This is a genomic window from Sporosarcina gallistercoris (assembly GCF_014836415.1).
Classification (GTDB): domain Bacteria; phylum Bacillota; class Bacilli; order Bacillales_A; family Planococcaceae; genus Sporosarcina; species Sporosarcina gallistercoris.
This window is the reverse complement of sequence record NZ_JACSQY010000012.1, coordinates 60,826-75,612: the sequence shown is the minus strand read 5'-3', so window position 1 is coordinate 75,612 and position 14,787 is coordinate 60,826. Positions and strand designations below refer to the sequence as shown.

Here is a 14,787-nt window from a genome sequence, read left to right as displayed (position 1 = left end):
ACGCCACCGAGTGCATTGCCGATTGTTGCGTCGACTACACCACCGTCTTTCGTGATTGAACCATCTTCTTCGACTGCCACATGGTTATCCAATACTCCGACGTGCGTGTCTTCCAACGCTCCACCGAGTGCATTGCCGATTGTTGCGTCGACTACACCACCGTCTTTCGTGATTGAACCATCTTCTTCGACTGCTACATGGTTATCCAATACTCCGACGTGTGTCTCTTCCAACGCTCCACCAAGAGCTTCGCCGATGGTTGCGTCGACTACACCACCGTCTTTCGTGAATGAACCATCTTCTTCGACTGCTACATGGTTATCCAATACTCCGACGTGTGTCTCTTCCAACGCTCCACCAAGGGCTTCGCCGATGGTTGCGTCGACTACACCACCGTCTTTTGTGATTGAACCATCTTCATTCTTGTTCACATGGTTATCTACAACACCCACATGCGTGTCCTCTAGAATTGGAGCGTCGTCAACAGTTACTTCGACTAACGACTGGTCCACCTGCTTAGATCCCTTATCATCTGATTTCACTTGGCTCTCTATAACCCCTGCATGAGTATTTCCAAGTAATTCAGATTCTTTCAGATCTGCTTGGACCACTCCTTTGTCAACTGAAGTGACGTTGTCTTTTTGACTGACTTTTTTTGAGACAACATTTGCAGTAGTCTCGCCTGCAACAGGTAACTCTTCCGCTTCAACAGTTACGAGTGCACTGCTTGACTCACTGCTTGTGTCATCCTTACTGTTCTTCTTCGTTGCTACGTCTGCTTGAACCGATTCCGTCAATGCTGTGTCCACTTTCACAGTAGCCACTGCACGCTTTTCAGAATCTGATTGCTCATTTTGCGATTTGGTGACAGGAGCAACATCGGCTTGCAGATCTTCCACAATCCCATCCTTCACTTGGACATTCGCAAGTCCTTTATCCTCTGACTCGGATTGCTTCGGCAACTGGACAGAAACATCTCCTACAATCGGAAGATCGTCCAGTTGAATATCAAGTACCGATGTTTTCTCTCCTTGCTGCCCCTCTTGTTGTTCACCCTCGTTTGCAAAACCAGCAGCAGGCATAGTTACAAATACTGCACCAGCAAAAGCCGTCATCCCAACGTATTTCATCCAATTCGTTTTCATATTCATCTCTCTCCTTTTTTATCGTTTTTTAAATCACGTATAAAAAAGGAGTGGATTGGGGTGGTTGTCCTGGCGGTGCGTGACTGCATTGAAGTATTCCTAAAATATCCTCCAAATACCATTTCTGACTGACGATTTCTGCGTTCATCAGCCAATCATCTGCGAGTATTGCACCAAATCCACTTGTTCCAGTAGAAGTCGACGAGGTCGACAGATGAATCGAAGATGTTCCTGTAACGAGTTGGACATCAGACATCCAAGAACTTCTTGTGGAAGGCTTCAAAGGAAATGCTTGGCTTGACATGGTCTCCAACGATTTGCTGTCAGTTGAAGGTGTTTTAGTCCGCTTCCCCTTACGCTCCATTGTGAACTGGTCTTCAATCGGTTTTGCACCTTGCGCCGATGCGGAATTGATTTCTTCACTTTCCTTGTTTACTGCGTGTCCCTTGGAAACGGTTGTATCCTCTTTCACACTTTCTTTTACAGGAGATTCCCCCTGGATATCCACTTCCGGTTTAGCCTCTGGACGCTCCCCTTCTGAAGGGACAGTTGCCTCAGGTGTGCCAGCGTGGTTCTCACCTGCTGTCGGGTATCGGTCTTCACTTGGCTGTTCAGTCACATTCGGCTGATCCGGTTTTTCTGTTGGAGATGTCTGGGATGAACCCTGATTCGGTTTCTCTTCTGCTACTGGAGGTGTGCCTTCCACCGGTTTCTTCATAAGTGGTTTCGAAACGGTTTCCGTAACAGTTCCTACAGTATCATCTACTGTTTTCTTCACTTGCTCCGTTACCTTTTCAACAGTTTGTGTTGTTTGTTCGACAACTGGTGTCACGACAGGTACTTTAGGAAGCGGTTTCGTCACTTTCACCGTTTCGTTTGTAACGGTTTGCACTGTTTTGGTCGTTTGCTCGACAACGGGAACCGTTTTCTCTACAGTTTCTCCGACAAAATTCGTCGTGTTTTCAACAACTGTTTTCACTGGCTTTTTCTGTTTGGGATCGGCAACTGTGTTGACGGTTTCTGTCGTGAAGTTCACTGTCCGGTCCACGGTATCACCGGTGAATTTAACCGTTTCTTCTACAAGTTCTCCTGTAGATTTCACCGTTTTGTCCACAGTGCCTTTCACTTGCTGAAGCAACCCTCCAACAAGTCCTTTTTTCGCTTTCTCCTCTTTCTGAATCTCAGGGTTTTCGTTTGCATGAACTGCAGTTGGCAATACAATCAGAAAAACACTAGTACATAAGACTGCTATGAAGTTGCGCACGTATTCACCTCCTTCTTCTTCACTGTAAAGGATTTTCAATAGTAAGAATCCTGTATTACCGCTCTTACCCATAGTGATATCTATTAAACCTTTCAATTCCATTACATTTCGTTAAAAATGTGACATCATGCAGTTTAATAGAAAAAAAGAATTTTTGACTATACTGTAATATCCGTAATTCAGTTTTTCACATTCCATCTAACTATTATTTATAACCGTATCAAATCAAATTTAACAGTTCACACATACTAAAACTATAATACTATTTATTTTACAATATTTTCATTCAGGAATAATTTTATGTAGAAAGTCTGCGTGTTTTCATGGTGTCTTTCCTGCAAGAATATTAGAGGTCCATATTGGATGGGGATGGTGCGGTTCTTTTAGGATACTTGCCGCCAGGAGCTCCGGGTTCTGCAGAGTTTCAGAAATTCAACCAAGAAGTCGCAACTGATGAGAGGGAAGGCTCCTACCAAATCAGCAATGTAGTCGATAATTGATAGACGCAAAAAGCAGATGGACGAGCCATCTGCTTTTTCGGGCTTCATTCATTCATTTATCCACACGTTTCGCCATGACGATTAGGCGATGCTTATTGCTGTTATGGGGATAACATGTGACGAGAGACAGTTTTGCGATTCCTGGCTCTTCCGCGATCGCCTCCACTTCTTCAGGAAATACGATCTTCGTTTCGTACACTTCATACGTCTGCGTTTCAGCTACCGTTTCGAAGTTGAATCGGCTGCCTTCCTTGAGTTCGTCCAATCGGTTGAAAAATTGCCCGAACACGTGGGATTGATGGCCCGCAATTGCATAACTTCCGTCTTGGACTCCAGGTTCGTACTCACTTGGAATTGCTCCGAACCCACTGTCCAGAATTTCCGGTGTGGCTCCATACGAAACAGGTGCTTGGATATCTATTTGAGGTATGGATAGTACGCCGATGAGGTCACCCAGTTCCTTCTCTTGAACTTCTTTTCCTAGGGCCGTTTCTTGAGTTTGCTTCGGAATCCCGTCAGCTTCCGTTTTCTTTGTCTGCACTTCCGCTTCCGCTTTCAAGTTAGCAAAGGCGTCCAGCTGCTGTTCACGGACATTTTCCGTGCGTTTCGTTCCTGTAAATTGCCAGACGAGCAGACAGACCCCTGCCAGGAGAAGGAAATTCCCAATCCAGCGTCCTGCCTTTTTCATCTTCCTCCCTCCCTTTACGTAACGATGTCAATACAGAGACATTCCCTTAATCCGTCTTTCTTAACCTGACTATCGTATCTGCAACGTCCGCTGAGAACTTCAACATGAAGCGCAAAAAAATCCCGCTTCGCCAAACTGATTCGGCAAAGCGGGAGTTCATGTCGTTCAACTTATTTCTGCAAGCTAGCTACATAATTATCGACGTCAGAAATCGTCGGGCTCGTCATGTAGTGACCACCGTCAACAACAAGCAATTGGCCTGTCATGAATTTCGAGTCATCGGACGCTAAGAATACGACCGTGTTACCGATATCCTCAGGCTCTCCGTGGTAAGGAAGTGCATTATATTTCATGAAGATTTCGCGTACTTCTTCAGGTAAGTTAGCTTTCGCAGCAGGAGTTAAAATCAGGCCAGGTGCGATTGCATTACAGCGAATGTTATCTTTTCCGTATTGAGTGGCAATGTAGCGAGTCAAACCGGTTACAGCCGTTTTGGATGCACCATATGCCGAACGGATTGCGTCTCCTGCTACAGCGGCAGTTGAAGCTGTGTTGATGATTGAACCGCCACCAGCTTTCTGCATGTATGGGATAGCAAAACGTGAACCGATCAATACACTCTTCAAGTTCATGTTCATCAGACGATCCCATTCGTCCAAGTCAAGGTTGACAACATCCAAGTCCTTTTTAAGGTTGGTTCCGCCAACATTGTTGAACAATATATTAATTGAACCATACGTGTTCACTGTGAATTCAACAGCTTCCTGGATGGAGTCTTCTTTTGTAGCATCCAAGAAGATTGCGGAAGCCTCGCCACCGTTCGCCTTGATTTCCTCAGCTGCCGCTTTTGCACCTTCAATGTTGAAATCACCGATTACAACTTTAGCGCCTTCTTTAGCAAGTAACTGTGCAGATGCAAGCCCGATTCCGGAAGCTCCCCCTGTTACCAATGCAACTTTCTGTTCAACTCTACCCATTTATAAAATCTCCTTTTATGTGGTATGCAATCATGGATGACTGTAACCCCGTCATAAATATTCAACGATGAATATTTTAACATAAAAATAGTTCTTACGTTACCGTTTCGCCCTCTATTTCTGTGTCGGTTTCCCATCTAAAAGAAGAAGTTTTTATGAGCTATTTTGTTCACAATTGAAGGTTAAGTTTTCTCCAGATCCTATTAATTGCCGCTTCGATTTAGGTCAGGTCCATTTAAGGCTCCGCATATCAGAAAGTGCATACTCGATTTTTACCATTGTTTTTTGCACGGTATAAGGCGATATCCGCTTCATGATAAAGTGTCGTATATTCTTTGATGCTGCCGTAATCATTTTCAGATACTCCAATACTTAATGTAAGGGGTATCTTCTCTCCATTATGTTCAATTGATAGCTGTGTAATCGCATCCAGCATTTGCTGTGCCTTTTTGCGGCCATCTTCAATCGTGATCCCTCGCAATATCGAAACGAACTCATCTCCGCCGACTCTTCCCGTAATGTCACTACGACGCAGCAGATCGTTACATTCCTGTGCGATGCGACGAATAATTTGATCACCAAAAGTATGTCCGTACGTGTCATTCAAATTCTTTAAATTGTCGATATCAAAAGCAATGCAAACTATATTCTCTTCAGATGACGCAGCGTGAACCAACCAGTCATTCGCTGTTTCTTCCAAGGCTCTTCTGCTCAGGACTTCCGTTAGAAAGTCGGTGTTGGCTTGCCTTTCGAGCTCCTGTAATTTCACTTTCATTTCTAGCTTCATGGCTGTATTTTCACTGTCATGCCGATGGATTTCTTTCAGAAGCTGAATATGCTGTTCTTGAACTTCAAAGCCTTTTTCAAAGTCCTTCAACTCGCGGTACAATTCGATCTGAACTTCTTGGATCTCTTTCTGCTGCTTGAAACTATTCGCTTCTTTGGCGCTCTCTTGTGCTATTGCCAAACTCACTAACGCTTCTTTCGGTTTCTCCTGCAACCTTTGCAGATGGGCAAGCAACCAATAGCACTTCGTTTTTTCTTTCGCGTAATCCTTCAAAACCTGATCCCGGACGATCGTTTGAAGAAGTGAGTCGACTGCTTCCAAATCGGACTTTCCTAGAAGGGCTTGTGCAACAGCCAGAATCGCTTTTACGAGTAGAAACGGACAATACGGCTCATGCTGTGCAGCAATGTTTGCCCCTTGCCTCCCTATCGCCAAAGCTTCCTCATAGTTGCCCATTCGACTTAACACAGCACTGAGTTCACTGCAGTTTTCGCTGACAATCGCATAATTTTCAAGTTCGGTAGCTAGGGCGATACTATTCTCAAGCACTTGCTTCGCTTTCTTAAAGTTCCCTGTATACTCATACAACAAGAAAAAAATGTGATTGGAATCCATTTCATCCTCTTGATCGCCATAGATTTCACACAGCATGGAATGCTTTTCGATATAAGAGAACGCGTCTTTGATATCACCGATTTTATAGAAACCGAGTGCGAAATTCGCATAAGCGTCCATCTGCAATTGCCGGTCTTCTAAATCTGTAGCAACTTGCAATAGTTGGTAACACGCTTCTATCATTTCGTCATATCTACCATGATTCCGTAGTGACTTTATAGACTCTTGTAAATTTTGGATATGCTCGCTCATCGTCATGTTCTCCTATACTGTTCTATTTACCCCTCTATCTATACCCAAGGAACTAGTTTATCAAACGCAGATGGACAACTATAGACTTATAAAATTCCAATTGAAAACTTTCACAATACCATGAATTTCCTCATTTCGAATGTAAAGGCACGCATTTTTCACTAATTTCATTACTTCTTTGAGATGAATTTCTATTATTTCAGCTATCCGACATTCAGGAGGTCCACGCGGTACTTATGTCCTATCAATTTCATTTACACTATTGGCAATCAGAGTTCCAATCTCAAGACACGAATGGTTTCCCTCAATATTATCTTTGATGTTTTTCATAACCAGATCGGATATGTGAAATTACAACCGCCAACATCCCCTTTCACAAAATCCCGAATCCAGTACGCTTATTCAATCGTATAATCGGCCATATTCATCTAACGCGGCTAATAATTTAGTATAAATAGATGTATCATACATCATCCTCCGTCTTATATTTGATTTTTTAAAGAATGAAGGTCTTGTCTAATAGTGAGTTTCTTACTCATCGCGTCGCAATCGAGCATTTAAACAGCTGCTCACAACTATACTGTCATATTATTAAAAGCTACAGGTGGTTATGCAGTTGTAGGTAATGAGCTGACTGGTTCCGCAGAATTTTAAAAACAATTATACGACATTCAGGTCCAACAAATGGGCAGTGCCAAGATCCGAACATCCAATATTTGGCGTATCCTTTCGGACAATTCAATGACACGGGTAAACAAGCTATTTCTTCTGCAGGAATTCGGATGGCCTTCACAACGAACCCAGGCAACGTGAAGCTTGGTGACAATCGGTATGAACTAACACGTCAAGGAATTTCACCGAATCATTCGTTGAAAGACTTTGAGAATAAATTATTCGGTGCATACTGAATTTCTAAACAGATGCCAGAGGACTTCCAACCTCTGGCATCTGTTTTTCTTCATTTAATACCCCACGCTTAGTCAATGACACACACATGACAAGTGAGTGACAAATGGATGGTGTTTGCTCATTCGGAAGGTCAATAGGTTTTCGACGGGGGCTGCCTGGGTATTCAAACACTAACAACGAATCATTCGAAGAGTAGCATATACACTCATTAGGAGGCGTTACCAAATGGAAGAAGGCAAACGATTCATCGGGATGTTTCATACAGAGCCGGAACTACTGGCTAAAGTTGAAGAGTTGAAAGCAGAAGGATATATGGAGCATCAGATCTTCGTGATCGCTAAAAGTGAAAATGATGTAAAGATGCTTCAAAGCCGTACCGATGCAGAAATTCAGACGACACACGAATCCTGGCTGGATAAATTCATGGATTTCATGGCGGGTGAAGATCGCGTCCGCAGTATGATGGATAGTCTCGGTTTCAGTGAAAATGAGAAAGCCGGGTTTTATCAAGACGTCAACAATGGCAGCATGTTGCTGTACGTGGATGAATCGAGCGACATTCACGGACAGCCTCAAGGAGTCGGGACTCATTTCGGAATCGGAGGGAATGCAGCTGATCCGAACCTTGGAGCCAATACATGGGTGGAACCTCCTGGCGGCGGAGTGACGCGAACTCCTGAACAGCCAGCGTTCGGCGATACGGCACTTCTTCATACAGAAGACAAGGTAACACCGGCACACGAGCGGCCAGTTGAGCGTTCTGAATTCAGTGTAGCAGCGGACGATTCCATTACAAACGGATTGGAAACGACTGATTTTGCCGGTGAGCTTGGAATGGATCCTGAACTAGAACAGCGCCGACAACAATTTCAAGACGAGGTAAATGAAGGTTCCGCTAGAAAAGGCGAACAACTTGAAAAAGAGTCACTTACCACTCGCAATGAACGCAGAAAGAACAAGCCGGTACACGACGTTTTCTACGATGATCCGCTGAATAAAAGAGACTTTTAACCCCTTATAGGTCCAGCTAAAACAGAGGCGAACAATTGGCCTCTGTTTTTCTGATTCCTGCAAAATCTTTCAACCGATCGATTTGAAGTGTATAAGGACAGCTAACATCATCTCCCATCACCTTCCATATATTTCTCTCACGTACATAATATCCTTCATTACACATCTACATACAGTTTTTTCGTTTCGTTACTAATTCTTATGCGTAACTGGCGAGCAGTCAAAAATCATTCGTATATTTCGATATGGACTCTTTTAATACTTACATGATTTGTACAAAGAAGTATCCGTTGCTTGGAGTGGAAGCCGGCGACTCCCGAGCGAGCGAGGAGACTGCAACGCAAAGCAACTTCCGAATGATTTCCCTTTATCTTTATTAATAATCAGCTTTATATCATTCATACGTAAGACCTTCATCACTAGTCAAAACCATTCATCTCAATCTGAAATATTGTATTTTATTGGTTGAATAATCCATTCAGCTAGTACATATGATTCAGAATGTGTATAATAGAACCTAATTAACTACAGAAGTCCTAGGAGGAAACTAATTGAATGTATCGACATCCGAATCTGTGTCTGACCAGCTCGTTGTAAGCGCTTTAGAAGAGAACCTCGCGATTATTCGTTTCGGTATCGATAAACGCATTGCCTATGTGAACAAAAACTTTGCAGCCGCTGTCGGGTACCGTCCTGAAGAAATGATTGGGATGCCTCACGAAAGACTATGCTTCCCCGAATTCGTCAGCAGCCCTGCTTACAGAGACATGTGGAGAGACTTGCAAAAAGGACTCGCTTCTTCCGGAAAGATCCAGAGGAAAGCTAAAGACGGATCCACAGTTTGGCTTGAAGCGACTTATATGCCCGTCTTCAGTGAAGATAAGCGCACAGTACTCGGTGTAACGAAAGTCGCGACAGATGTAACGAAGCGTCAAAATACCGCCTTAGGGGTCGTGGCCGAACTCAATCAGATGGCACAGTCGCTTACTGAGCAGGCAGACGAAGGAAGAAATCGAAACGAAGAGCTGCTGAAACGGATTGGCGAATTAGCTGAAGTCTCCAATGATAATACGAATAACTTGGAAATCCTTCAAAAGCATTCTGAAAATATTCAAGGCATCGTCAAAACAATCCGCGCGATTGCTTCACAAACGAATTTACTCGCATTGAACGCTGCCATTGAAGCAGCCCGTGCTGGTGAGCATGGGCGGGGATTCGACGTAGTTGCTAAAGAGGTTCGGAAACTCTCTTCCAACGTGGAAGCTTCTATAGTAGAAGTGCGTGACGGCATCGAAGCGATCACGAAAGAAGTTGCCCTCATCGCTTCAGGTACCGAGCGCGCACAAGCCAACATCGTGGAGTGTAAAAAAGAAGTGGAAGTTGCCATGGATGCGTTTTTCCACCTTGCTTCATCTGCTGCTGAGCTGGAAAGTCAGTCACAAGATGTTGCCGACATTGTATAAAAAAAAGGAGCTGCCGCTTAAGCGGAAGGCTCCTTTTTCTCATTTCCAGGGCGCATGACAACAAGTATATCGCCCTTTTCCAGGTTGATTTTTTTGCGTAATGTGACGAAGACAATTGTATCATTCACTTTCTTTATGAAAAGCGGTGTGATTTTCTCAGGCAATTCATCCAACCAGTTTTCGACATTTTCAATTTCATCAATCGTGATTTCGCCGATTTCATACACGGTGTTAATCTTTCGGTTCAGCTCCGCAAATGTCGCATCTTCCCTAAAGAGTAAATGAGCTTTCAATGAAATGGGCAGTTCGGATTCATTCATTTGATGGTTCACAGCTACAGGCAGTGAAAAGGTGTTGTTATAGCCGAATTCAGGTGCGAACGACTGGGAGATGAGCGCGTTATACGATGCGTCACCTGTCATCGCCAAAATCGTACTATAAGGCGTCAGGTCGACTGAAAACCTCGCTTGTTCCGATAGTATCTGTCCTTCGAATGTCTGTACGCCTTTCGCAGCGGCTAAGTTCAAGCGCCCTCTAGAAGGATCCATGATCAGCGTGGGGATCCCCAACTTCTTCAGTTCCTCACCGAGTGATGCAGAAAAGTTACTTGCTCCGATAATCAGGATTCCGGGTGGTTCGTTGCTCGCTAAATGAAGCTTCTTCGCAAGCGGACCGATTGTGAAGCCATGCGCACATACAGTGATAATGACGAGCGCAAATGTCAAGGCCGTCAGAAGACTCGCTTCTTCGTATCCATCATTGACAAGAATGCTCGAAAAGTATCCGGCAACGGTAAGTGCCACGATTCCGCGCGGCGCAATCCAACCGATCAATATCTTTTCATTCCGCTCAAGCTCCGTACCTATAGTTGAAATCCAGATCGATAACGGACGCACTACGAACAAGGTCACTAACACAAATGCAAGAATTGGTAACGAAAACATTTGAGCAATCGTCTCTCTTGGCAATGATGCCGTCAATAGGATGAATACTGTCGACGTTAACATGACGGAAACATTTTCAACAAAGTGCCCTAGATTTCCGATAGATGAAACATACTGCTTCGAACGTCCAATGGTTAGACCCATCACAGTCACTGCAAGCATACCGGTTTCGTGCATGATCACTTCTGCAAGCATGAAGCAGATCAATACAAGAGCGAGTACAATCGGCGATTTCAAGTATTCCGGAAACTGACCTTTTGTCGCCATGACTGTAATGAGTAATCCAATGGCAAGTCCGAGGAGAATCGCAAGGCCTGCGCCTCCGAAGAAACTGAGCAAATTACTCATTGTCAATTGGTCGTTGCTTAACACTTTAATCACTTCATACGCAAATAGCGCTAAAAGCGGGCCAGCGGGATCGACGATAATCCCTTCCCATTTCAGTACAGCGGCTGTCCGGGATTTCAATTTCGCATTCCTCAGTAACGGTATAATCACGGTTGGTCCAGTAACTACGAAGAGTCCTCCTATGATGAAAGCAATCTCCCACTGCAAACCTGCAAAGAAATGTGCCGCAAGTGACCCTAGAATCCAAGCGAGAAATGCACCGAAGGTAACAATACGCGTCACCGATTTGGAAATCCCTTTAATTTCACGGATATCGAGATTCGAACTGCCTTCAAAGAGAATAACGGCTACCGCAAGTGAAATAAGGGGGCCATACAGATCACCGAGTGCAGCTTCGGGGTTGATCAAACCTAAAACAGGACCAATGAGCAATCCTGCAATCGACATGATGACAATTGACGGCCACTGGATCCGCCAGGCTAGCCACTGAGAAAAGATTCCGAGCGCGAGTACTGCGACTACGCTGATTAATGCTAAGTTTTCCAATCTCCCACTTCCTAACTAGATACGAGAATCACGAATGATATTAGAGAACAGTGTACCAAACCTGATGTCACCCATCTACTTTGAATCCTGTTATTTTGTAAAGTTCCTCCGTTATATGACATGTAATCCATTAAGCTCTTGACTATGTAACATTCACTACTTAGTGTGACAGCGAGATTACAAGGTAATGACATTTGTTGTTTTAGCGTCTAAATAGGTTTCTGGCAATGGATGCTCGGGTAATTAATCTCTAACACCGCAAATAACATATCCAATTTTGCACTTAAAATACGAGGAGGAAATTAGTTATGAATAATGATAAAAGATTTGTAGGGACATTCCAGACAGAAACAGAAGTAATTGCAAAGGTACAAGAGTTAAAAGCAACTGGAATTTCAGATGATAATATTTATGTAATCACTAAAGATGACACAGACCTTCACATGCTTCGCAGCCGCACAGATGCTGAAGTGAAAACAACAGAAGGTTCTTGGATGGATAAATTCATGAACTTCCTATCAGGAGAAGACCATATTCATAATCTATTGAGCGATACAGGATTGAGTGAAGCTGAAAAGGAACGGTACACACGAGAAATTAATGATGGTGCCATTTTGCTTTACGTGGATGAAGGTGAGGTGGATTCTTATCGACGCGATAATAGCGCAGGATATTCTTCAGTCGATACAGCAAACGCTGCAAATCTTCAGAAAGATCACTATACAGAACCTCTTGGGACGACTGGCGGCTTAGAATCCGACCGTACCTCTGGTTCGCTTCATGGTAACTTCGACCATACCGCAGACGCACAACAAAAGACGGTGAATACTGACAGCGTTCGAAGTGAAGGTAAGTTTAACCGCAGCATCGAGGAAGTACCGGAAACGATGAAAGTTCACGAAGAACGTCTCAGTGTCGACAAACAGCAAGTCCAAAAAGGTGAAGTCACTGTCGATAAAAATGTAGTGGAAGATCGTAAAACAGTGGATATCCCTGTTGAACATGAAGAAATCACAATCGAACGCCGCCCTGTAAACGGGGAGTTCCATCAGCCTGTCGAAGAGGACTTCCGTACAACGAATGCGTTCGACGAAGAGACAATCCGCGTCCCTGTCACTGAAGAAAAAGTGGAAGTGACGAAAAAACCGGTTGTTACCGAAGAAATCGTCATTAACAAAAAGAGAGTGACAGGTACCGAGCATGTTGATGAAACAGTGAAACGTGAAGAAGTTGAAGTGAATCGCGAAGGCGAAACGAACGACGTAACGTTCAAAGGCGACCTTACTGATACGGACCGAAACCTCCGTACTGGCAAATTCTAATGCCCCCCCCTTTCCCCCTTGCTTGAATACCAGGCAAGGGGTTTATTTCGTTTCCTTTGATAACCAGGTTCTACCTTTACTATGATAAACTGAAGAAAACGCTTTCTTAATGGAGGCCATCTACGCTGGGAGGTAGTTGTATGAAAGAGACGTACATGCTTGCACTCGACCAAGGAACGACCAGTTCACGTGCTATCTTATTCAACGAACAAGGGGAATCCGTGTTCACCGCTCAACAAGAATTCAAACAGTATTTTCCGCAAACTGGCTGGGTTGAGCATAATGCCACTGAAATTTGGAGTTCGATTCTATCTGTAATCGCTGGCGTGTTATCAGAGAAAAATCTGTCCCCTGATCAAATTGCGGGTATCGGCATTACGAACCAACGCGAAACAACGGTCGTTTGGGACAAAGAGACGGGAAATCCGATTTACCATGCGATTGTCTGGCAGTCCCGCCAAACGTCCAGCATTTGCGAAGAGCTGAAAAAAGCCGGTCATGCAGATTTGATCCGCAATAAGACGGGACTCCTGATCGACCCTTATTTCTCCGGTACGAAAGTGAAATGGATCCTCGATCATGTAGAGGGTGCACGAGAGAAAGCAGAACGTGGGGATCTGTTATTCGGCACAATCGACACGTGGCTCGTATGGAAATTATCTGGCGGCAAAGCGCATATTACCGATTACTCAAACGCGTCCCGTACGCTGATGTACAACATTCACGATTTGCAGTGGGATGAAGAGCTGCTCGACATTTTGGGCGTTCCTGCTGCGATGCTTCCAGAAGTCCGTCCCTCATCGGAAGTGTATGCGCATACGGAACCAAGCAAATTCTTCGGGCGCGCGGTACCAATTGCAGGTATTGCTGGAGATCAGCAGGCTGCACTCTTCGGGCAAGCGTGTTTTGAAAAAGGCATGGTGAAGAGTACGTATGGCACCGGTTGTTTCATGCTGATGAATACTGGGGATGAAGCCGTCCAATCCGATAATGGGTTATTGACAACGATTGCTTGGGGACTTGACGGCAAAGTCGAGTATGCGCTGGAAGGCAGTATTTTCGTGGCAGGCTCGGCAATTCAATGGCTGCGCGACGGATTGCGGATGTTGCGCAGCTCTGACCAAAGCGAAGCCTATGCAGAACGAGTCACTTCTTCCGACGGTGTGTACGTAGTCCCCGCATTTGTCGGACTCGGCACACCCCATTGGGATAGTGACGTCCGGGGTGCTGTGTTCGGACTGACACGAGGTACATCGAAAGAGCATTTCATCCGCGCAACGCTTGAGTCCCTTGCTTATCAGACGAAAGACGTATTGGACGCAATGGAAGCCGATTCCGGCATTTCGTTGAAATCATTGAGAGTGGACGGCGGGGCCGTCGCGAACAACTTCTTGATGCAATTTCAAGCGGACTTATTAAGCGTCCCCGTCGAACGTCCTTCTATCAATGAAACAACAGCGCTAGGGGCCGCTTACCTAGCAGGCCTGGCCGTCGGATTCTGGAAAGATTGCTCGCAAATTGCCGGTCGATGGCAGCTGGACCGCGAGTTTGAGCCGAAGATGGACGATGCAGAACGCGATTCGTTGTATGGCGGTTGGCAAAAAGCGGTGAAGGCTGCACAAATGTTTAAGTGATGTTTCAAGGAGGCGCACCCGGTAATGTAGGTGTGCTTTTTTGTATTGTTTGACAAGCGATGTGCTACCAATTAATGCTTTGATGGGGGGAATTGTGTGTCGTTATCGAGAAATTCTGCTAGGTGTCGGAGAAATGAGGAGAACTGATTGCTAAACGGCACTCGGTGATTGAGAACTTTCATCAGGTGATGTGCAAATGGTGGGATGTGTCGGGGAACGCAGAAACCGCTGGAGCTGAGTGACTTGCCGTCTTTCAACAAGCGGAGCGCTACCAATTAATTCCTTAAAGCTGTTGAATTGTGCCCCGTTATCGAGAAATTCTGCTAGGTGTCGGAGAAATGAGGAGAACTGATTGCTAAACGGCACTCGGTGATTGAGAACT

The 14,787-nt window shown here is 44.8% G+C and carries 12 protein-coding genes; 6 read left to right on the top strand and 6 right to left on the bottom strand.

Annotation, left to right across the window (positions count from 1 at the left end):
- Together H9659_RS13690 and H9659_RS13685 are read right to left on the bottom strand one after the other, a co-directional pair.
- On the bottom strand, positions 1-1,145 hold a 1,145-nt coding region (locus H9659_RS13690), incomplete at its 3' end, for a hypothetical protein (protein WP_191691542.1).
- A gap of 28 nt (positions 1,146-1,173) precedes the next feature.
- On the bottom strand, positions 1,174-2,409 hold the full coding sequence (locus tag H9659_RS13685) for a hypothetical protein (protein ID WP_191691541.1): 1,236 nt from the start codon (positions 2,407-2,409) through the stop codon (positions 1,174-1,176).
- A gap of 359 nt (positions 2,410-2,768) precedes the next feature.
- Between H9659_RS13685 and H9659_RS13680 the strand changes: the two genes are divergently transcribed.
- Complete coding sequence (locus H9659_RS13680; protein ID WP_191691539.1) at positions 2,769-2,909, top strand: hypothetical protein; 141 nt, start codon at positions 2,769-2,771, stop codon at positions 2,907-2,909.
- Positions 2,910-2,961: 52 nt separating this feature from the next.
- On the opposite strand, the gene H9659_RS13675 is transcribed toward H9659_RS13680, so the two are convergent.
- The 3 genes from H9659_RS13675 to H9659_RS13665 all read right to left on the bottom strand — a co-directional run bounded on the left by H9659_RS13675 (position 2,962) and on the right by H9659_RS13665 (position 6,228).
- Entirely contained in the window at positions 2,962-3,597 is a 636-nt protein-coding gene (locus tag H9659_RS13675) for a class D sortase (protein ID WP_191691537.1), read from the bottom strand.
- Positions 3,598-3,767: 170 nt separating this feature from the next.
- Positions 3,768-4,574 (bottom strand): SDR family NAD(P)-dependent oxidoreductase, encoded by an 807-nt coding sequence (locus tag H9659_RS13670; RefSeq protein ID WP_191691534.1) that lies wholly within the window; start codon positions 4,572-4,574, stop codon positions 3,768-3,770.
- A gap of 250 nt (positions 4,575-4,824) precedes the next feature.
- The gene (locus H9659_RS13665) at positions 4,825-6,228 is read right to left on the bottom strand and encodes a diguanylate cyclase (RefSeq protein ID WP_191691532.1); all 1,404 of its coding nucleotides are present in this window, start codon (positions 6,226-6,228) and stop codon (positions 4,825-4,827) included.
- A 782-nt stretch (positions 6,229-7,010) separates the two neighbouring features.
- Here H9659_RS13665 and H9659_RS15620 point away from each other — a divergent pair.
- The 3 genes from H9659_RS15620 (at position 7,011) to H9659_RS15700 (ending at position 9,611) form a co-directional block, all read left to right on the top strand.
- Positions 7,011-7,136, top strand: a complete 126-nt coding sequence (locus tag H9659_RS15620; RefSeq protein WP_263618299.1) for a polysaccharide deacetylase family protein — start codon at positions 7,011-7,013, stop codon at positions 7,134-7,136.
- A 226-nt stretch (positions 7,137-7,362) separates the two neighbouring features.
- Positions 7,363-8,148 carry a general stress protein gene (locus H9659_RS13660; protein ID WP_191691531.1) on the top strand — a complete coding sequence of 262 codons (786 nt, stop codon included), beginning with the start codon at positions 7,363-7,365 and terminating at the stop codon, positions 8,146-8,148.
- A gap of 551 nt (positions 8,149-8,699) precedes the next feature.
- A complete protein-coding gene (locus tag H9659_RS15700; protein ID WP_191691528.1) occupies positions 8,700-9,611 on the top strand; it encodes a methyl-accepting chemotaxis protein in 912 nt (303 codons plus the stop codon).
- 17 nt (positions 9,612-9,628) lie between these two features.
- On the opposite strand, the gene H9659_RS13650 is transcribed toward H9659_RS15700, so the two are convergent.
- Complete coding sequence (locus H9659_RS13650; protein WP_191691526.1) at positions 9,629-11,449, bottom strand: cation:proton antiporter; 1,821 nt, start codon at positions 11,447-11,449, stop codon at positions 9,629-9,631.
- Between the two features lie 308 nt (positions 11,450-11,757).
- On the opposite strand from H9659_RS13650, the gene H9659_RS13645 reads away from it, so the two are divergent.
- Both H9659_RS13645 and glpK read left to right on the top strand, forming a co-directional pair.
- A complete protein-coding gene (locus H9659_RS13645) occupies positions 11,758-12,771 on the top strand; it encodes a YsnF/AvaK domain-containing protein (RefSeq protein WP_191691524.1) in 1,014 nt (337 codons plus the stop codon).
- Between the two features lie 140 nt (positions 12,772-12,911).
- Positions 12,912-14,405 carry a glycerol kinase GlpK gene (glpK, locus tag H9659_RS13640; protein WP_191691522.1) on the top strand — a complete coding sequence of 498 codons (1,494 nt, stop codon included), beginning with the start codon at positions 12,912-12,914 and terminating at the stop codon, positions 14,403-14,405.
- Positions 14,406-14,787 lie beyond the last annotated feature (382 nt).